At 68.3% G+C, this 20,129-nt stretch carries 16 protein-coding genes; 12 read left to right on the top strand and 4 right to left on the bottom strand.

The window, feature by feature from the left end; translation table 11 throughout:
- The first annotated feature begins 94 nt into the window (after nt 1-94).
- From ACFUEJ_RS04495 to ACFUEJ_RS04445, 11 genes are all read left to right on the top strand, one after another.
- Nucleotides 95-1,204: an NAD/NADP-dependent octopine/nopaline dehydrogenase family protein gene (locus tag ACFUEJ_RS04495; protein WP_078112674.1), complete on the top strand. Its 1,110-nt coding sequence runs from the start codon at nt 95-97 to the stop codon at nt 1,202-1,204.
- Entirely contained in the window at nt 1,201-2,190 is a 990-nt protein-coding gene (locus ACFUEJ_RS04490; RefSeq protein WP_078112675.1) for a 3-hydroxybutyryl-CoA dehydrogenase, read from the top strand. Before ACFUEJ_RS04495 ends, ACFUEJ_RS04490 begins: the two co-directional genes overlap by 4 nt.
- 204 nt (nt 2,191-2,394) lie before the next feature.
- Entirely contained in the window at nt 2,395-3,756 is a 1,362-nt protein-coding gene (locus ACFUEJ_RS04485) for an MFS transporter (protein WP_388027795.1), read from the top strand.
- 75 nt (nt 3,757-3,831) lie between these two features.
- Nucleotides 3,832-4,437 (top strand): DJ-1/PfpI family protein, encoded by a 606-nt coding sequence (locus ACFUEJ_RS04480; RefSeq protein ID WP_078112677.1) that lies wholly within the window; start codon nt 3,832-3,834, stop codon nt 4,435-4,437.
- On the top strand, nt 4,434-4,880 hold the full coding sequence (locus tag ACFUEJ_RS04475; RefSeq protein ID WP_078112678.1) for a MarR family winged helix-turn-helix transcriptional regulator: 447 nt from the start codon (nt 4,434-4,436) through the stop codon (nt 4,878-4,880). Before ACFUEJ_RS04480 ends, ACFUEJ_RS04475 begins: the two co-directional genes overlap by 4 nt.
- Nucleotides 4,881-4,925: 45 nt before the next feature.
- Entirely contained in the window at nt 4,926-6,248 is a 1,323-nt protein-coding gene (locus tag ACFUEJ_RS04470; RefSeq protein ID WP_078112679.1) for an aspartate aminotransferase family protein, read from the top strand.
- 20 nt (nt 6,249-6,268) lie between these two features.
- Complete coding sequence (locus ACFUEJ_RS04465) at nt 6,269-9,253, top strand: FAD-binding and (Fe-S)-binding domain-containing protein (RefSeq protein WP_388027792.1); 2,985 nt, start codon at nt 6,269-6,271, stop codon at nt 9,251-9,253.
- Complete coding sequence (locus ACFUEJ_RS04460; RefSeq protein WP_058249841.1) at nt 9,250-10,758, top strand: NAD-dependent succinate-semialdehyde dehydrogenase; 1,509 nt, start codon at nt 9,250-9,252, stop codon at nt 10,756-10,758. Before ACFUEJ_RS04465 ends, ACFUEJ_RS04460 begins: the two co-directional genes overlap by 4 nt.
- Before the next feature lie 45 nt (nt 10,759-10,803).
- Nucleotides 10,804-11,997, top strand: coding sequence for a M24 family metallopeptidase (locus ACFUEJ_RS04455; RefSeq protein WP_058249840.1), 1,194 nt, complete (start codon nt 10,804-10,806; stop codon nt 11,995-11,997).
- Nucleotides 11,998-12,145: 148 nt separating this feature from the next.
- Nucleotides 12,146-13,384: a PLP-dependent aminotransferase family protein gene (locus ACFUEJ_RS04450; RefSeq protein WP_058249960.1), complete on the top strand. Its 1,239-nt coding sequence runs from the start codon at nt 12,146-12,148 to the stop codon at nt 13,382-13,384.
- Nucleotides 13,381-14,589 (top strand): M20 family metallopeptidase, encoded by a 1,209-nt coding sequence (locus ACFUEJ_RS04445; RefSeq protein ID WP_265966972.1) that lies wholly within the window; start codon nt 13,381-13,383, stop codon nt 14,587-14,589. Before ACFUEJ_RS04450 ends, ACFUEJ_RS04445 begins: the two co-directional genes overlap by 4 nt.
- Here ACFUEJ_RS04445 and ACFUEJ_RS04440 read toward each other — a convergent pair.
- The 4 genes from ACFUEJ_RS04440 to ACFUEJ_RS04425 form a co-directional block, all read right to left on the bottom strand.
- Entirely contained in the window at nt 14,586-15,971 is a 1,386-nt protein-coding gene (locus ACFUEJ_RS04440; protein ID WP_058249838.1) for an MFS transporter, read from the bottom strand. The genes ACFUEJ_RS04445 and ACFUEJ_RS04440 overlap by 4 nt on opposite strands.
- 75 nt (nt 15,972-16,046) lie before the next feature.
- Complete coding sequence (locus ACFUEJ_RS04435; protein ID WP_058249837.1) at nt 16,047-16,835, bottom strand: GntR family transcriptional regulator; 789 nt, start codon at nt 16,833-16,835, stop codon at nt 16,047-16,049.
- 10 nt (nt 16,836-16,845) lie between these two features.
- Nucleotides 16,846-17,382, bottom strand: a complete 537-nt coding sequence (locus ACFUEJ_RS04430; RefSeq protein ID WP_165629617.1) for a DUF3830 family protein — start codon at nt 17,380-17,382, stop codon at nt 16,846-16,848.
- A complete protein-coding gene (locus ACFUEJ_RS04425; RefSeq protein ID WP_211539609.1) occupies nt 17,379-18,785 on the bottom strand; it encodes an amidase in 1,407 nt (468 codons plus the stop codon). The genes ACFUEJ_RS04430 and ACFUEJ_RS04425 overlap by 4 nt, the downstream gene beginning before the upstream one ends.
- Before the next feature lie 54 nt (nt 18,786-18,839).
- Here ACFUEJ_RS04425 and ACFUEJ_RS04420 point away from each other — a divergent pair, with 54 nt between their 5' ends.
- Nucleotides 18,840-19,592, top strand: a complete 753-nt coding sequence (locus ACFUEJ_RS04420) for a maleate cis-trans isomerase (RefSeq protein ID WP_388027784.1) — start codon at nt 18,840-18,842, stop codon at nt 19,590-19,592.
- Nucleotides 19,593-20,129: the final 537 nt, after the last annotated feature.

The following is a 20,129-nucleotide window of genomic DNA, read 5'->3' as shown; positions in this document are numbered from 1 at the left end:
GGCAGACGCCGGGACAGTCCGCGGCAGCGCTCCTACGTTTCCTCCCAACACCCCAGTGGCCGCTTGAGCGGCCCGAGATCGAGGAGGACGATTCGTGAAGGTCTGCGTCATCGGCGGAGGTCACGGCTCTTATGCGGCCGCGGCCGAGCTCACCGAGAAGGACCACCATGTCACCTGGTGGCGACGGGACGGCGCAGCGTTCTCGTCCCTGGTCGAGCGCGGCACGCTCGAGATCGACGACCACCGCGGCCGGCGGCAGATCGGCGTCGACGGCGGAGCGAGCGGCGGGATCTCGATCGTCGCCGATCTCGCCGAGGCGGTGTCCAACGCCGAGGTCATCGTCGCGCCGGTCCCGGCGTTCGCCCACGAGTCGCTCGCGCGGCAGCTCGCCCCGCACCTGCGCGACGGCCAGGTCGTCTACCTGCCGCCGGGCAGCTTCGGGTCGTTCGTCTTCGCGCGGGCGGTGCGCGCGGCCGGCAATCCCGCGGACGTCGCGTTCGCCGAGACCGGGACCCTGCCCTACCTCGCACGCAAGCACGGCGACACCCGGGTCGTCGTCAGCGGGTACGCCACCCGTCTGCCCACCGGGGTGTTCCCGGCCCGGCACACCGATCGGGCGCTGGCGGTCCTCGGTGAGGTCTATCCCGCCGTCGAACGCAGCGAGGACGCCCTCAGCGGTGCGCTCATGAACGCCGGCCCGATCATCCACCCGCCGCTGATCTTGATGAATGCCGGTCCGCTGGAACACTTCCCGTCGTGGGACATCCACAACGAGGGCACCCAGGACGCCATCCGGCGGGTCACCTCCGCGCTGGACGCCGAGCGCATCGCGGTCCGGGAGGCGCTCGGCTACGGCGCACCGCACTTCCCGCTCGCCGACCACTACACCGCCGACGGCGACGAGTGGATGTACGGCAACGCCGCCCACGAGAAGCTCACCGACAGCGGCGACTGGCGCGAGAACATCGACCTGCACACCCACCGCTACATGACCGAGGACGTCGAGATCGGGCTGGCGCTGCTGAGCTCGGTGGGGCGGTGGGCGTCGGTACCGACGCCGGTGGCCGACGGCCTGCTCGCCCTCGCCGGCGCGGTCACCGGACGTCCGGCCGCAACCGGCGGCCGGACCCTGGAGAACCTGGGACTGGCCGACCTCGACCGGTCCGGCATGCAGGCACTGCTCCACGACGGGCCGGCGCAGTGACGGGTCGCCACGTCGCCGTCGTCGGCGCCGGCCGGATGGGTCAGGGCATCGCCGCCGCGCTGGCCTTCGGGAACGTGCCGGTCACGGTCGTCGACCTCCGCGACCGCGGTGCCGACGCCGCGGCCTACCTCGACGGGGTTCGCACCGCGGTCCGTCAGGCACTGGCGCACAAGGTCACGCTCGGCCTGCTGGCGGTCGAGGACCTCGACGACGTCGCGGCGCTGGTCACCGTCGTCGGCGAGGTCGACGCCCTGGGTCCGATGGCCGGCGCCGATCTGGTGTTCGAGGCGGTACCCGAGGTCGCCGAGATCAAGCGCGACGCGCTCACGTGGATCGAGGCGATGGTCGGCGACACCGTCCCCATCGCGTCGACCACCTCGAGCTTCCTCGTCGACGAGCTCGCCGGGGCGTTGTCGGCCCCGGAGCGATTCCTCAACGCGCACTGGCTGAATCCGGCTGACCTCATGCCGCTCGTCGAGGTCGCGCCGGGCACCGCCACCGGCCGCGGGGTCGTCGACGCCACCCGCGACCTGCTCGTCGCGGTCGGCAAGGTACCCGTCGTGTGCGCCCCGTCCCCCGGGTACATCGTGCCCCGGCTGCAGGCGCTCGTGATGAACGAGGCGGCCCGGATGGTCGACGAGGGGGTGGCCAGCGCGGAGGACATCGACACCGCGGTGCGCATCGGATTCGGCTCGCGCTTCGCGGTTCTCGGCCTGCTCGAGTTCATCGACTGGGGTGGTTGCGACACCTTGTTCCACGCGTCGAACTATCTGCGTGGTGAACTCGGCGAGCGGTTCGCGCCCGCCCCGCTGGTCGAGTCCAACATGACCTCCGGGCGTCGTGGGATATCCGACGGCGCAGGCTTTTACGAGTTCGACCCGGCCACCGTGGCCGACTACCGCGCCCAGCGGATCGCCGACTTCGCCCGCGTACTCGACGCGGTCGGGCGTCTCGCCCGCCACGAGGAGTTCAGCACGGCCGACTGACGGATCGGGCGACGACCTCACCCGCCACCGGACCCGGTTCCGGTGGCGCGGTGAAGCGTGCCCGAACGCGGCCAATAGCTCGGCGCGGTAAAGCTTTTCCCGATTCCCCCCGACTCGCGGGTTCGACACAATCGATCCATCCACGAGTACAGCCAACGAACGACGGCCTCGAGGGTCCGTTCGCCCACCGATGAGGAGTGATCCGTGGTAACTCTCGACAATTCTGCACCACCCGACCCCTCGGCCACCGGCACCGGCCGGCCGCGCCGGGAACGCACCACCCGCGTCGCCGTCGCGTCCGGTGTCGGCACGATCATGGAGTTCTACGACTTCGCGATCTACGGCACCGCGACGGCACTGGTCTTCAACAAGATCTTCTTCAACGTCGACGATCCCTGGTTCGGCACCTTCCTGGGCTTCGCGACCTTCGCGGTCGGTTTCGTGATGGCGCCGATCGGCGCCCTGATCTTCGGACACTTCGGGGACAAATTCGGCCGACGCAAGGCGCTGACCGCCGCCTTCCTGCTCATGGGCGGATCGACCCTGGCCATGGGCGTCCTCCCCGACTACCAGGCCATCGGGATCGTGGCACCGATCATCCTGGTCTTCCTGCGCATGGTGCACGGCATCTCGCGCGGCGGTGAGATCGGCGGCGCCGCCCTGCTCGCCGCCGAACACGCGCCGACGCACCGGCGCGGTCTGTACGGCTGCTTCGTCACCCTCGGTTCGCCGGTCGGCGGCATCCTGGCCAACCTGTCGTTCGCCCTCGTCCTGCTGATGCCGATGGAACAGGTCCTGGCCTGGGGCTGGCGGATCCCGTTCCTCATCGGCGGTGTCGTGCTGGCGATCGGGGTGTGGACCCGGTCCCGCGTCAGTGAGACACCGGACTTCGTCGAGTCCAAGCAGGCCGAGGAGAAGTCGCCGCCGGCCTTCGCCGTGCTCCGCCAGAACTGGCGTCGCGTCGCGCTGGCCGCCGGTATCAACGTCGGGCAGAACTGTTACGCCTTCCTGCTGTTCACGTTCATGCTCTCCTTCCTGACCGAGACCGATCCGGGACGCGGCTTCGACCGGTCCCCGGTGGTCTTCGGCAGCACGCTGGCGCTCGCCTGCCACGCCGCGACGGTCGTGCTGGGCAGCTACCTGTCCGACCGGCTGGGCCGCAAGACGGTGATCGGCTTCGGGATGATCACGTCGCTGCTGTTCGCTCCGATCCTGTTCTCCGTCACCGCATCCGGGTCGTTGGCCGCCTGCATCACGGTCATCTCCATCGGCTTCGCACTGACCGGGTTCGTCTATGGTCCGATGCTCACCACCTTCGCCGAGCTGTTCCCGATCACGCAGCGCTACAGCGGCATCGGGATCGGTTTCCAGGTCGGCGCGGTGCTGGGCGGCGGCCTGGCGCCGATGATCGCGAACCGGATCGTCAGCGCCACCGGCAGCGTGATCCCCGTCGGCTTCTATGCGGCGGCCCTGATGGCGATCAGCCTCTGCTGCCTGATGGTCATCCGCGAGACGGCTCCCGCGCTCGCCGGGCGACCCGCGTTGCGACAACGTCTGCGCAGCTGACCTCGCGGGCCAACTATTGACAGCATCCTGTCATTAATGACAGGATGCTGTCAATAGTCGTCCGAAGGAGGCACCATGAAGACCGTCCATCTCGCCCTGTACCCGACGCTCGCCGATTGGGAGTTCGGGTACGTCGCGTCCGGCATCAACAATCCCGAGTACCAGGCCGAGCCGGGAACGTTCCGGATCGTGACCGTCGGCGCGACGACCGAGCCGGTCCGCACCATCGGCGGGGTCACGATGGTCCCCGACACGACGCTCGACGAGATCACGCCCGACGACAGCGCGATGCTCGTCCTGCCCGGCGCCCAGATCTGGGAGACCAACGACGCCTTCGTCGACGCCGCGCGGCGCTGGTCCGAAGCCGGCACCCCGGTTGCCGGGATCTGTGGCGCGACAATGGGTCTCGCGCGGGCCGGACTACTCGACGACCGACGCCACACCAGCAACGCGCCGGAGCAGTTGTCGCCCACCGGTTATGCCGGTGCCGCCCACTACGTCGACGCCCCCGCCGTCACCGATCGCGGCGTCATCACCGCGGCGGCGATCGCCCCGATCGACTTCGCACGGGAGGTCTTCGCGCTGCTCGGCGTCTACACGCCGCCGGTGCTCGACGCCTGGTACCAGCTCTACGGCCACCAGGACCCCAGCGCCTTCTACGCGCTGGCCGGCAAGCAGTGAAAGACCCGCAAGACCTGCTGTCGGCGTCCGCGCTGACAGCGTTCCGGCTGAACGGGCAGTTCCTCGGCCTCGCCGAGCGTCTCGCCGAACCCGCCGGACTGACCGCCACGCGGTGGCAGGTGCTCGGCGCGGTGCTCGACGAACCGCTGCCGGTCGCGGGCATCGCACGGGCGATGGGGATCACGCGCCAGAGCGTGCAGCGCACCGCCGACCTCCTCGTCGCCGACGGACTGGCCGAGTACCGCGACAATCCGGCCCACCGTCGCGCCAAGCTCGTCTCTCCCACCGCGGCCGGCCTCGCGGCCGTCCGCGCGATCAACCCGGGACATCGCGCGGCGGCCATCCGGTTGGCGGCCGCACTCGACCCGGCCCGGTGGGAGCACGCCTTGACCGCACTCCGCGATCTCAGCGCCGCCCTGGACGAACTCGACGACCAGCGCTGATGTCTAATTGTTGACAATCGTACGATCGAGCGTCACCGTGTAGCCATGACTGCCGGCGTCGAGTCCCAGATCCACAGTTCCCAGGTCCGCACCGACCAGACCGCGTCGCTGAGCCCCGCCCTGAAACAGGCGACTCCCGTCGTCGTCGACACTGCGGCCGGTTCGTGGATCCGGGGCACCGACGGTCGCGACTACCTCGACTTCACCACCGGTATCGGCGTGACCAGTACCGGCCACTGCCACCCGCACGTCGTCGCGGCCGCGCAGGCGCAGTGCGCCAGGATCATCCACGCGCAGTACACCACCGTGATGCACACCCCGCTCCTCGAGCTCACCGCCCGACTCGGGGCGGTACTGCCCACGGGCCTCGACTCCGTCTTCTACGCGAACTCCGGTTCCGAAGCCGTGGAGGCCGCCGTCCGTCTCGCCCGGATGGCCACCGCGAAGCCCAACATCATCGTGTTCCAGGGCGGCTTTCACGGCCGGACCGTCGCCGCGGCCAGCCTGACGACCGCCGGAACCCGCTTCTCCGCCGGTTTTTCGCCTCTGATGAGCGGCGTGCACATGGCTCCGTTCCCCTACGCCTACCGCTACGGCTGGGACACCGACACCGCGGTCGACTTCGCACTCCGTGAACTCGACTACCTGCTGCAGTCGCGCGTCGCCCCCAACGACACCGCGGCCTTCCTCATCGAGCCGGTCCTGGGCGACGGCGGATACCTACCCACCCCGCCGCGCTTCCTGCAGGGTCTGCGCGAGCGCGCCGACCGCCACGGCATCCTCCTCGTCCTCGACGAGGTACAGGCGGGATTCGGTCGCACCGGCAGGTTCTGGGGTCACCAGCACGCGGCGGACCTGACCCCCGACATCCTCATCACCGCCAAGGGCCTGGCGTCGGGATTCCCGATCTCGGCGATCGCGGCGCCGACGGAACTGATGAGCAAGGCGTGGCCGGGGTCGCAGGGGGGCACGTACGGCGGCAACGCCGTCGCGGCCGCCGCCGCGATCGCGACCCTCGATGTGATCGAGTCAGAGGGCCTCGTCGAGAACGCGCGCGTCCGCGGTGAGCAGCTGCTCGCCGGTCTGCGGCAGGTGTGTGCACCGTTCCCGGGCGTCGGCGACGTCCGCGGGCTGGGGCTGATGGCCGGCATCGAGTTCATCACGACCGATGCCGCCGGGAACACGACGCCCGACGCGGCGGCCGCGCTCGCCGTTCAGCAGGCCAGCACCACCCAGGGGTTGCTCTCGCTCACGTGCGGGCCGTCGGCCAACGTAGTGCGCCTCATCCCCGCCCTGGTCGTCACCGCCGAGGAGATCGACCTCGGCGTCGCCCGCTTCGGTGCCGCGCTCGCCGCGGCCCTGGGCTAGACCTGACAGCCCGGTCTCACATGCCACGGGTGGACATCGCAGCCGAACTCACCGCTCTCGGTGTCGATGCGGACGCCTCGACACGTCGCCTGGCCGAATACTCCTACGACGCCTCCAATTACCGTGTCCCGCCCCTGGCGGTCACCTTCCCGCGCAGCGCCCGCGACGTCGCGACGGTGGTCGGGTGGTGTCATGACCACCGCGTCCCGGTGGTTCCCCGCGGCGGTGGGACCTCCATGGGCGGCAACGCGATCGGGCCCGGCGTCGTGCTTGACCTGTCCCGGCATCTCGACCACGTCCTGTCCGTCGACGCCGAATCCGCGACCGCGGTCGCGGGCGCCGGGATCGTCCTGACCACACTGGCCGCCGACGCACGAGCCGCCACCGGCGGCAGGCTCACCTTTGCGCCGGACCCGTCCTCGGCCTCGCGCGCGACCCTCGGCGGCGCGATCGGCAACGACGCCTGCGGCAATCACTCGGTTCGGTACGGCCGTACCAGCGACCACATCGTCGAACTGCACCTCGTCACCGCCGACGGCCTGATGCTCACCGCAACGCGTGACGGGCTCCGCGCCACCGAGGCCGCCGATGCCGCGGCAGCGGAGCGCGCGGCCGAGATCACCGCGTCGCTGCGGGAGCTGACCACCGCGAACCTCGCGATCCTGCGCACCCAGCTCGAGACCATCCCGCGGCAGGTCTCCGGCTACCATCTCGCGAAGCTGCTGCCGGAGAACGGTTTCGACGTGGCTCGCGCACTCGTCGGCAGCGAGGGGACCTGCGCGATCGTCGTGTCGGCACGCGTCACGCTGGTACCGGTCCCGACGTCTCAGCTCCTGCTGTGCGTCGGCTACCACTCCCCCGCCGACGCCGCCCGGGACGTACCGGCGATCCTTCCGTTCGCACCGTCGGCCATCGAGGGCATCGACCGCAAGATCGTCTCCACGATGGCGGCGCGGCGTGGCCACGACGCCGTCGCCGGCCTGCCCGACGGATCCGCGTGGTTGTTCATCGACGTCGACGAGGACAGCGCTGCCGCGCAATCCGAGTCGGATGTGCCGGCGACCGCCAAGCGGTTGCTCGACCACCTGCGCGCACAGGGACGGATGACCGACGCCACGGTGGTCGACGACCCCGCCCGCCGCCGGGCGCTGTGGCGGGTCCGCGAGGACGGCGCCGGTCTGTCGTCGCGCCTCGCCGACCCCGACGACGAGAGCATCGGCGCGGGCTACGAGTCGTGGCCCGGATGGGAGGACGCGGCCGTCGCACCCGAGCGCCTCGCCGACTACCTCGACGACTTCGCCGACCTACTCGACCGGCACGGCCTCACCGGCGTCATGTACGGCCACTTCGGCGCCGGGTGCATGCACGTGCGCATCACGTTCGACCTGCGCTCTCCCGAGGGGCGCGCGGTGATGGCACGCTTCTGCACCGAGGCCGCCGAACTCGTGGTGCGACACGGCGGTTCACTGTCCGGTGAACACGGCGACGGGCGGGCCCGGTCGGCGCTGCTGCCGCTCATGTACAGCCCGGCGATGATGTCGGCCTTCACCCGCTTCAAGGCGATCTGGGACCCACGCGGAATCCTCAACCCGGGCAGCATCGTCGATCCGCCCCCGATCACCGCCGACCTCGCCCTCGCCGACGTGCCGCGTCGCCACTGGCCCACCACCTTCGATCTGGGGCACGAACTCCCGCTCGTCGACCCGTTCGTCCACGCGGTGCAGGGATGCATCGGCGTCGGACGGTGCCGGGCGGATTCCGGCGGGGTGATGTGTCCGAGCTACAAGGCCACCCGCGACGAGAAGGACTCCACCCGCGGGCGGGCCCGTGTGCTGCAGGACATGGTCCGCACCGCGCCGAGCGTCGACGTGGGGTGGCGGTCCACCGACGTCGCGGAGGCGCTCGAACTCTGCCTGTCGTGCAAGGCGTGTTCCACCGACTGCCCGACCGGCGTCGACATGGCCACCTACAGGTCGGAGTTCCTCGACCACCACTATCGACGTCGGCTCCGCCCGCTGTCGCACTACTCCCTCGGCTGGATGCCCGCGTGGCTGTCGGCGGCGGGGCTCGCGGCACCGGTCCTCAACCGCGCACTGCGATCCAGGCTGAGCGGTCTCGCCGCGCGCGCCGGCGGACTCGACCCCCGGCGCACGATGCCCGCCTTTGCGACACGACGTGCGCGACGCACCCATCTCCGGCCACTCTCCCCGGTCGACGCGTCGTCCACGGTCGTGCTGTTCGTCGACTCCTTCACCCGCGCCTTCCGGCCGCAGGTGGCCACCGCGGTCGCCGAGATCCTCCGAGCCGCCGACCCCGTCGACCGTGCGTCGGATCCCGTCGACCGTGCATCAGCTTCCGTCGGCTGTGCGGCCGACAACTGCTGCGGTCTCACGTGGATCTCGACGGGACAGCTCGACCGCGCCCGAAAGGTGCTGCGCCGCACCGTCGCCGACCTCGACGACGGGACGGACCGACCGATCGTCGTTGTCGAACCCAGTTGCGCCGCGGCGCTCGCGAAGGACCTGCCCGAACTCGTGCCGACCGACGCCGCCCGTCGCGTGGCTGCACGCGTGCGAAGTTTCGCCGCCCATGTGCCCACTCTGCTCGATGCCGGCTGGCGACCACCACCACTGCCCGACGAGGTGACGTTGCAGACCCATTGCCACGAGTACGCGGTGTTCGGCGCCCGGGTCGGCATCACCGCCCTGGAGGCCCTGGGGGTCACCGTGCTCACCGCGGACGGTTGTTGTGGCGTGGCAGGCAACTTCGGTTTCGAGAAGGGTCACTACGAGGTGAGCATGGCCGTCGCCGAGAACGGACTCGCACCGGCGCTGCGGAACGCGCCGCAGCGGGCCGTCGTCACCGACGGGTTCAGCTGCGCGATGGCCGTCGAACACCTCGCCGCCGTCGACGACGCCCTCGCCCCCGCGCGCGTACGCGGAATCCATCTCGCCGAACTGCTCAGGGCATCACCCGATACCGATACTCCAGGAGTACAACCATGACGACCATCGCGCCCCAGACCGCTGCCGAAGCAGTGTCCCGCGTCCACACCGACCTGTTCGTCGACGGCGAGTGGGCTCCGGCCGCGTCGGGCAAGCGCTTCGACGTCGTGAACCCGGCCACGGAAGAGGTACTCGCCCAGGTGGCCGACGCCGACGCCGTAGACGCTCGGCGCGCGCTCGAGACCGCGGCCGCGCACCAGGCCGAGTGGGCCACGACCTCACCGCGGTTCCGCAGTGAGATCCTCTATCGCGCACATCAACTCATCATGACGCGCGCGGACGAGATCGCCGCGGCGATGACCGCGGAGATGGGCAAGCCCCTCGCTGAGGCCAAGGGCGAGGTCGCCTATGGCGCCGAGTTCTTCCGCTGGTTCGCCGAGGAAGCCGTGCGTATCGGTGGCGACTCCACCACCACCGGCGACGGATCGCACCGGGTCGTGGTGACCAGGCAGCCCGTCGGCCCGTGCATCCTCATCACGCCGTGGAACTTCCCGCTGGCCATGGCGACCCGCAAGATCGGGCCGGCCGTCGCGGCCGGTTGCACCATGGTCTTCAAGCCCGCCGAACTCACCCCGCTCACCTCCCTGCTGCTGGCCGACATCCTCGTCGAGGCCGGTCTGCCCGCGGGGGTGCTGAACATCGTCACGACCAGCGACCCGTCGACCGTCGTCACCGAGTGGATGGAGAGCGGACTCGCCCGCAAGGTCAGCTTCACCGGGTCGACCGAGGTCGGGAAACTACTCCTGCGTCAGGCGGCGGGCACGGTCATGCGGACGTCGATGGAGCTGGGCGGCAACGCGCCGTTCATCGTCTGCGCCGACGCGGACATCCCGCGGGCCGTCGACGGCCTGATGTTCGCCAAGATGCGCAACATCGGTCAGGCCTGCACGGCCGCCAATCGAGTCTTCGTGCACCGCAGCGTGATCGACGAGTTCACCGACGCCTTTGCCGCGAAGATGGCTGCGTTGCAGGTGGGTGATGGTGCGGCCGACGGTGTGCAGGTCGGCCCGCTCGTCGAATCGAAAGCCGTCGAGAAGGTCTCGGCGCTGGTGTCCGATGCCGTGGCCAAAGGCGCCACGGTCGTCTGCGGGGGCGAGAACCCGGACGGCCCGGGCTTCTTCTATCCGCCGACCGTCCTGACCGACGTCGGGCTCGACGCGGATCTCACTCGTACCGAGATCTTTGGGCCCGTCGCCGCGATCATCCCGTTCGGAAACGCCGACGACGCGGACGATCCCGCGGCCGACGACGAGGTCATCGCACTGGCCAACGACACCCCGTGGGGGTTGGTCAGCTACTTGTTCAGCCAGGACGTCGACCGCTGCGCCAGACTGTCGGCCGCGCTGGAAACCGGTATGGTCGGGGTCAACACCGGCGCCGTGTCCAATCCCGCAGCCCCGTTCGGGGGCGTCAAGGAATCGGGACTCGGCCGCGAGGGCGGACGCGTGGGCATCGAGGAATTCCTCGACATGAAGTACACCGCCACGCCGATTCCCCGTCGCTGACAGGGGTTCCGTTATCCATCCCGTTCAGACAGGAGCGAGAAGACCATGTACCTGGGTGCTCAGCTGTTCACCGACAGCGAGTACGAACAGCGCCTGACACGGGTCCGCGAACTCATGGACCGTCAGGGGCTCTCGGCCATCATCGTCACCGATCCAGCGAACATCTTCTATCTGATCGGCTACAACGCGTGGTCGTTCTACACCCCGCAGATGCTGTTCGTGCCGATCGACGGAGAGATGATCTTCTACGCTCGCGAGATGGATGCGCATGGCGCACATCGCACGTCGTGGTTGCCTGCCGACCAGATCGTCGGCTACCCGGAGAGTTACGTGCAGCGCCCACATCTGCACCCGTTCGACTGGGTCGCCTGGTCACTGCGACAGCGCCACCAGATCGCACCGGCGTCCAAGGCCGGCTCGGTGGGGCTGGAGATGGACTCGCATTTCTTCTCTCCCAAAGCCTATCGGGCGCTGTTCAACGCGATCCCGGAGTGGAAACTCGTCGACAACTTCGAACTCGTCAACTGGGTGCGGTCGGTGAAGTCCGACGCCGAGATTCAGCTGATGCGGCAAGCCGGGATGGTGTGCTCGGAGGCCATGCGCGCCGCCATCGACACCATCGACATCGGGGTCCGGCAATGCGATGCGGCCGCGGCCATCTCGCAGGCGCAGATCACGGGCACCCCGGAGTACGGCGGCGACTACCCGGCGATCGTCCCGATGATGCCCACCGGCGCGGCGGCCGACACCCCGCACCTCACATGGCACCAGGGCACTTTCGTCGAGGACGAGGCGGTCGTCATCGAATTGACCGGTGCACACAACCGATATCACTGTCCGCTCGCCCGGACGGTGTCCCTCGGCACCCCGAGCAAGGACCTCGACTACGTCGCCAAGGCAACCGCCGAGGGCCTGAACAACGTGCTGGAGGCCATCAAGCCGGGTGTGGCCACGCGCGAACTCGCCTCGACGTGGAACTGGACGCTCGCGAAGTACGGCCTCGAGAAGCCCTCGCGTTTGGGCTATTCGATCGGCATCGGCTACCCGCCCGACTGGGGTGAGCGCACGATCAGCATCCGCAGCGAGGACGAGTCGGTACTGGAGACCAACATGACCTTCCACATCGTCTGCGGAATGTGGATGGACAACTACGGTTTCGAGCTGTCCGAGTCGGTTCGGGTCAGCCCGACCGGCGTCGAATGCTTCACCGACTTCCCGCGCGAACTGATCCAGAAGTAGCCACACAACCTGATCGACACCAGCACGACGACCACACAATCTGATCCCTGAGGTCCGAAACCAGCACGACGACCACACAATCTGATCCCTGAGGTGCGAGGAGCGCAAGCGACGAGCCACGAAGGGCTGCCGAGACGAGGTGAAGAAAGTGACCACAACCGAAACCGCCTACCAGAACCGGCATTCGGCACCGACACTGCCGTTGGCGGGCCGCGCCAAGGACCTCGTCGGTTCGATGATCGACTCGTCGACCTCGCTGCTCGCCGCGCAGTCCCACGACATCGTGCGGTTCGCGATGGGCTCCCCCGCGGACGAGGCCGTACCGGCCGACGAGTTCCGTCAGATCGCCGGTGAGATCCTCGATCACACCTCGTTCACCTACGGGGCCACGGAAGGCGAACCCCGGCTGCTGCAACTGCTCGTCGATTATCTCGCCACGACCCCCGACCCGTCGTCCCTCGACCGGTTGGTCATCACCACCGGCGGGATGCAGGGACTCGACCTCGCCTGCAAGCTGTTCGTCGATCCCGGGGACCTGGTCATCGTCGAATCCCCCACGTACACCAACGGCAGTGCGACCGCGCTGTCCTACGGCGCGCAGTTGCTCGAGGTTCCCGTCGACGACGACGGCATGCAGGTCGATCAGCTCGAGGCACTCGTCGCACGCACCCGTCAGACGCCGAAGGCGATCTACACGATCCCGACATTCCAGAATCCGTCCGGCGTCACCATGTCCGAGGAGCGCCGCCGCGAACTGCTGCGGCTGGCGCACACCTGGGGGTCGGTCATCATCGACGACGACCCGTACGGGCTGTTGCGATTCGCCGGCACCGACATCCCGACCTTCCAGACGCTCAGCCCCGGCGACCCGCTGATCTTCTCGGTGCGCACGTTCTCCAAGATCCTCGCGCCGGGCTGGCGTGTCGGCTGGGTCGACGCCGATCCCTCCCTACGCCAGCTGCTGATCAACGGCAAGCAGGCGATGGACACCTGCACCAACGTGCCCAACCAGCACATCGTCGCCGAGTACATCGCCCGCGGCGGACTCGAGGACCATCTCGCCGGGATTCGCCTGCTGTACCGCGAGCGCAAAGAGGCCATGCTCGACGCCATCAGACGTCACCTCGGCGATCGGGTGGTGACCACGGACCCCGAGGGCGGCTTCTTCCTGTGGGTCACGTTGCGCGACGAGTTCGCCGAGATCGACACGCGAGAACTCTTCGAGGTCGCGCTCGCGGACGGGGTGGCGTTCATTCCCGGCCCCGCGCTGTCGCCCGGTGGACGCTTCCGCAACTCGATGCGTCTCTGCTTCGCGTCGAGCACCCCGGAACGGATCGACGAGGGTGTCCGACGTCTCACGGCCAGTCTTGAGAAGATGGCCGGGTGAGTCGTGAACCAGACCTGACCGCCGCCGAGACCGCGGTGCTCGGCTTCATCGACGAGGCCGCGATCATCTCGCTCACCTCGGCACTGGTCGAGGCGCCCAGCGAGAACCCGGGCGGTACCGAGGAAGCCGCGGTCGAAGTGCTCGAGAGTGCCTGCCGCGCGCTCGGTTTCGACGTCGTGACCCACGAAGTGGCACCGGGGCGGCCCAATCTCGTCGCCACCGTGCCTGCCGGCACCGGACCGGGACTGATGTTCCTCGGACATTCGGACGTGGTCCCGGCCGGTCCCGGTTGGTCAGCGGACCCGTACACGGTCCGCATCCGCGACGGCCGCATCTACGGCCGCGGTGCCACCGACATGAAAGGCGGACTCGCCGCCGTCGTCGCGGCGATGACCGCGCTGCGCCGGGCCGCCGAGGTCGGGGTCGAACTCTCCGGACCGGTCCGCCTGGTGTGCACCGTCGACGAGGAGGAACACGGGACCGGGGTGCGGGACTTCGTGGGCCGCCCCGCCGACCTCGAGTTCCGCGGCTGCGTGGTCGCCGAACCCACCGACATGCAGGTGGTTCGGGGTTGCCGCGGTGCGTCGTACATCGAGATCGAGGTGACCGGTCGCGCGGCTCATTCCGGACGTCCCACCGATGGTCGCAGCGCCATCGACGCCGCGGCCGCCGTCGTCGACATCATCCGCGCCGACGGTGGACGGCTGGCCGAGACGGCCGACGACCTGCTCGGTCACGGCACCTGGAATGTCGGCACCATCACAGGCGGACAGGGCATCTCGGTGGTGGCACCGGGTTGTTCGCTCGGCATCGACCGGCGCCTGATGCCCGATGAGGACCCGCATCGGATCGCCGACGATCTGCGAAGAGCGATCAGCGACAGAGGAATCGACACCGACGGCATCAGCGTCGACGTCCGGGTGACCATGGAGATGCCCGGTTTCGCGACGGAAGCCACGCACCCGCTCGTCACCACAGCGGTCGGTGCGGTCACCGATGCCGGGGCGGACACCTCGGTCGGCGGCTGGACTGCCGCCTGCGACGGTGGCTTCGTCAGCCGCGACCTCGGTGTCCCGTCGATCGTTCTCGGTCCGGGCAACATCAACACCGACGCCCACCAACCGGACGAGTCGGTGGCCATCGCCGACCTGGTCATCGCGGCGAGAGCCTACGCCCTCGCCGCGATGCGGCTGCTGGGCCCCTAGTTCACCTTCTGCTTCTGCAGCGCCGTGAAATCGTTCTCGAGACTGGGGATCTCGGTACCGCGCAGCGAGGCACCGGCGGTCTCCTTGAGGAAGCAAAGGGCGACCATGCCGATGGCGCAGGCACCCATCATGTAGACCGCGGGGAACAGGTTCCAGTCGGTGCTCTCGACCACCGCATCGTTGACCAGCGGCGCGGTTCCGCCGAATGCCGCGGTCGCGACGTTGTAGGAGATCGCGAAACCGGCATAGCGGACCTGGGTCGGGAACATCGCCGGGAAGGTGGCCGAGATGGTCGCCAGCTGGGGGATGTACAGCACACCCAGGATGACGAATGCCACGATGGCCCAGGCGAATCCCTGCCCCATCAGCCAGTAGAGCGGCAGCGCGAGGACGAACAGGCCGATCAGCGAACCCCACCACATGGGTTTGCGGCCGGTCGAGTCCGACCACCATCCGAAGAACGGGATCAGCAGCATCATCACGAGCTGGCCGATGAGGTTGACGACGCTGGCCGAGGTCTCGGACAGATCGATGGTGTTCTGCAGGTAGGTCGGCTGGTAGGCCAGCAGTGTGTAGTTGGCCACGTTGAGCGCGATCACCAGACCGAACATGGTGATGATCGGACGCCGGTAGTTGACCAGCAGATCCTTGAACCGGGTCCAGGCCGAGCCCTTGATCTCGTTGTCCTGCTCGAGTTCCTGGAACACCGGCGTGTCTTCCATCTGCGACCGCAGGTACAGCCCGATCAGGCCCATCGGCAGCGCGAGCAGGAACGGGATGCGCCATCCCCACTGATCCATCTGGCTGTCGGACAACGCCAATTGCAGCAGGAGGACGAAGAGTGTGCCGCCGCAGAAACCGGCCAGGGTGCCGAATTCGAGGAACGAGCCGTACTTTCCGCGCTTGTTGTCGGGCGCGTACTCGGCCATGAACGTTGCGGCACCACCGTATTCGCCGCCGGTCGAGAAACCCTGGATGACACGGAGCAGGATGAGCAGGACGGGCGCCCAGAACCCGATCGACGCATGCGTCGGCAACAGGCCGATCAGTGCGGTCGCGCCGGAGATGAGCAGGATCGTCATCGCCAGAACCGATTTGCGGCCGATGCGGTCGCCGATCGGTCCCCAGACCATACCGCCGAGGGGCCGCAAGACGAAGGAGATCGCGAAACCCAGCATGGTGCCGACGGTTCCGAACTCCCCCGGGAAAAACGCCTGCGTCAGGTAGACCGAGGCCGCGGCGTAGACGCCGTAGTCATACCACTCGGTCGCGTTGCCGATCGCCGAGGCGCCGATGGCCTTGCGGAGAAGTCTCTTGCCCTCTGGTGAGTTCGGGTCTGGTGCGAGCTGCTCGTAACTGTCTGCTGTCGTCGTGTCGCTCATCTGCGCTTCCTGAGTCGTGGGGCCGCTGAGGGTCGATCTCGTAGCTGCGATCGGTGGACCCGGGGCCGCGGGCGATCAGCCCCTCGCCACCTGCAGGTTCACGGCGTCCTCGCCGTTCCCGAGCAGGCGACGCAACCCGTCGGCCATGTGCTCGATCATCAGAGCATCGGCCGCCGCGGCGTCTCCCGCGGCAATGGCGTCCACCAACGCCTGGTGTTCGTCGATCCGGTCCTTTCCCGAGGAGTACGTCCCTCGCATGGCTCGCAGACACATTCGCGTCTCCACGAGGATCGTCTCGTGCAACCGCGAAAGTCGTTGACTTCCAGCATATTCCACCAAGGTCTGGTGAAAGGCCATGTCGGCCTCGGCCATCCCCGCACCGTTCGGCTCGTCGACGAAGACGCGCATCGCGTCGACCGCGCCGCCCAGTGCCTCCACCGCCTCCCGCTCGCGGTGCGCGATCACCTGTTGCACAGCAGCGCGTTCCACCGCAGTGCGGGCGACGTACATGTCCCGGATGTCGTCCTCTTCCATCGAGACGACGAACAAGCCGCGGTTACGGTGGCTGACCAGCAGTCCTTCCGCGGTCAGGCGCTGCATGGCCTCGCGCAGCGGACCACGACTGACGCCCAGATCGGCCGCCAGCCCCGACTCCGTCAACTGCGAGCCGGGTGCGAAGTCCCCGTTTGCGATCGCATCGTGCAACTTACGCGCGATGATCGCCGGTGTCGATTCCTGAACCAGCGGCGACAGCACCCGCCGACGTGGCGATTTGTCCTGTTTCGCCTGGTCGACGACGGTTCGATTCGTCCCCGGGTCCTGTGGACCCGGCGTCTTCGCCCCCACCTTCATGGTCACCGTCATTCCCTCTTTCTTACCGTGAATGGCGCGCGTAAGTCAGTGTTTCCCCGCGCGCGCCGCCCATCCAGACGTCATTGCAGGCTGCGGCGAAGTCGTCCAGACCCTCGATGATCGTGGCGAACACATTGCCCGGCACCCATCCGACGTCACCGTTGACCAGCAGATTGTTGCGGCCGTAGAACACTGCGAGGTCGATGAGGAGCCGGTGCTCGGCGGGGGCCGAGCCGAGCTCGTAGCCATACGCCGGGTTCTCGAGCACCCCGTCGAAGGTGAAGTAACACAGGTCGCCCGGGATGGGCGTGATGGTGGTGTTCTCCATGCCCGGTTCGGTCGCGGAGAAGGCCGGCAGTAGAGTGTAGATCTCGTTGCGGGCGAACTTTCCGTGAAACACCTGACCGCCCAGCGGCAATGCGTCCCAGACCGCAGCTGCGGTGCGAGGCGCCTCGGCATCGAGCATCCGGGCGACCGCCGTGACCCCGCGCTTCTCCAATGTCACGGTGATGAACCGGTCATGTCGGGCCGCGGGGCCGGTTCGCTGTTCGTCGGTCACGCGCGGTCTCCCAACATCGTGAAGCCGGCGGCCGCCTCGTACGCTGCCGCGACGCGCAACACCGTCGCGTCGTGATGCCGAGCACCGACGAACTGCGCGCCGGTCGGCAGACCATCGGCGAATCCACTCGGCACGGTGATCGCCGGCTGACCGGTGAGATTGAACGGGTAGCTGTAGGGAGTCCAGGATGTCCAGTCGGGCGACCCCGCCCCGTCCGGGACGATACGACCGGCCTCGAATGCCACCGTCGGCATCGACGGCGTCAGCAGGACGTCGAATTCCTCATGGAGCAGGCTCATCTGGGTACCCATCTCCATCCGTAGCGCGGTTGCGCTGACGAAATCGGTCGCAGTGAAACCGGAATGCCGTTCCACCGCGTCGATCAGCAGCGGGTCCACGTGTTCGGCCGCGTGCGGTCCGAGCCCGCGGACGACGACGTCGGCACCCGCGAACCAGATGACGTGGTAGGCCCAGGCCGGGTCCTCCCATCCGAGATCGACCTTCTCCACGGTCGCCCCGAGCTGTTCCAGTACCGACGCCACCCGGTCGGTGTTGGCCTGTACGCCTGGGTCGTTGGTGCCGAAGCCGAGATCGGCGCTGTAGCCGACACGCAGATCGGCGAGGTCGCGAACGTCGGCGACCGCGGTGACCGCACTGGTTGTCGGCGACGGCAGTGCGGACCAGTCACGGGGATCGAACCCGCTCAGGACATCCAGCAGCGCAGCGCAATCCGACACCGTCCGCGTCATCGGACCGACGTGGGCCACCGGCGCGAACGGGCTCGGCGGATACATGGGCACCCGGCCGAGTGTCGGCTTGAACCCGACGACGCCGCAGTAGGCGGCCGGTATCCGGATGGAACCGCCACCATCGGTGCCGACCGACAGCGGACCCAAGCCGGCCGCGAGCGCCGCGGCACTGCCTCCGCTCGACCCGCCCGACGTACGCGAGGTGTCCCACGGATTGCGGGTGACGCCCGTGCGCGGACTGTCGGTGACGCCTTTCCATCCGAATTCCGGTGTGGTGACCTTTCCGAGCAGGACCGCACCAGCCTCACGCAGACGTGCCACCGCGGGAGCGTCGATGTCCCACACCATCTGATCGGGCTCGATCATCAGCGAGCCGCGCAACGTCGGCCATCCGGCGGTCAGCAACAGGTCCTTGATCGAGACCGGAACGCCGTCGAGCGGGCCACGGGGTGTCCCGGCGGCGAATCGCTCAGTGGACTCCCGGGCCTCGGCGCACGTGCGTTCGCGGTCGATGAGGCAGAACGCATTGATGGACGGATCGACGTCATCGATGGCGTCGAGCAGTTCCGCCGCCACCGAATCCGGCGTCAGCTCGCCGGTACGGTAGGCCTCGGCCAGTTCCGTGGCGCTGAGCCACCGCGTGGCGTCCGTCATGCGTCCCCTCGGAAGATTGGTAGATTGTTGACAATCTACCTTGGAGGTGTGGGCGTGACAACCACCGTCGCGATGCTCTATCCCGGCCACGCAGCCGAGGACGACTTCGAACTGATCGAGGCCGCGATCGGCGCTGTCGAGCCCCATTCCGAGGTCCGATTGCCGGTCGTGATCACCGAGGTGGACTCCGACGACCACACCGTCGAGGCCATGGCTGCGGTCGGCGAGCAGGACCGCCTCTTCAACGGCGTGCGGCGAGCGCAGGCCCACCACCCATCGGCGCTGATGTGGGCGTGCACCTCGGGCAGCTTCGTCTTCGGTTTCGACGGCGCCCGACGCCAGGCCGCCGATGTCGCCGGAAAGTCCGGCCGTCCGGCGTCGTCGACGTCACTGGCCTTCGTCGCGGCCTGCCGGCATCTCGGTCTGTCACGGGTCGCGGTCGCCGCCACCTATCCGGAACCACTGGCGAGCCGCTTCATCGGGTTTCTCGCCGACGCGGGTGTCGAGGTGGTGGTCCTGCGCGCCAACGACATCGGGACGGCGACCGAGGCAGGGATGTTCGACGGCGACGAATTGTTCGAGATGCTGTCGGCCGCCGATTCCACATCGGCACAGGCAATCCTGGTCCCCGACACCGCGTTACACACCGCGATGTGGGTCGTCGACCTCGAGGCCAAGTTCGGCAAATCCGTGCTGACCGCGAATCAGGTCACCGCGTGGGAGGGGCTCCGACTCACCGGGCTCACGGTCGACGCTCCCGGACTCGGGAGCTTGTTCACCTCTCCGCCCGGCCCACTCGCTGGTTGAGGGGTGTCCCTACCCGCTGGTTGAGGGTGTCCCTACCCGCTGGTTGAGCCGGCCCCGAGCGGAGCGAGGCGCCGTGTCGAAACCACTCACAGGTCTCGTCAGAGTGTGTCCCCTACCCCTTGGTTGAGGGATGCCCCCACCCGCTGGTTGAGGGGTGCCCCCACCCGCTGGTTGAGGGGCGTCCCCACCCGCTGGTTGAGCCGGCCCCGAGCGAAGCGAGGCGCCGAGTCGAAACCACCTGGTAACCAGGCAAACCCGTAAGGACCTCAGCCCTCAACCGACCAACCCGAAAGCGCCGCAGATGTGTACGTCGAGTCGATGTCGTCGCGGAGGCTAGCCAGGCAGGCTGGCGTGTCACGCTGGCAAGCCGAAATCCAGAGACAGTCCGGAATGACGCCGGCCTGATTGTCGGCAGTTGAGTTTCTCGGGTCACCAGGTGGTTTGAGGTTCCCCTGAAAAAGTGGACACGGTTAGCTTGTTTGCTGACTTGTGTGTGATCTGATTTCGAAGTCGATAGGTGAGACCATCCCTAGCGAG

Source organism: Gordonia sp. NPDC057258 (assembly GCF_042668985.1).
GTDB lineage: Bacteria > Actinomycetota > Actinomycetes > Mycobacteriales > Mycobacteriaceae > Gordonia > Gordonia hongkongensis.
This window is presented reverse-complemented; position numbering and strand designations above follow the sequence as displayed.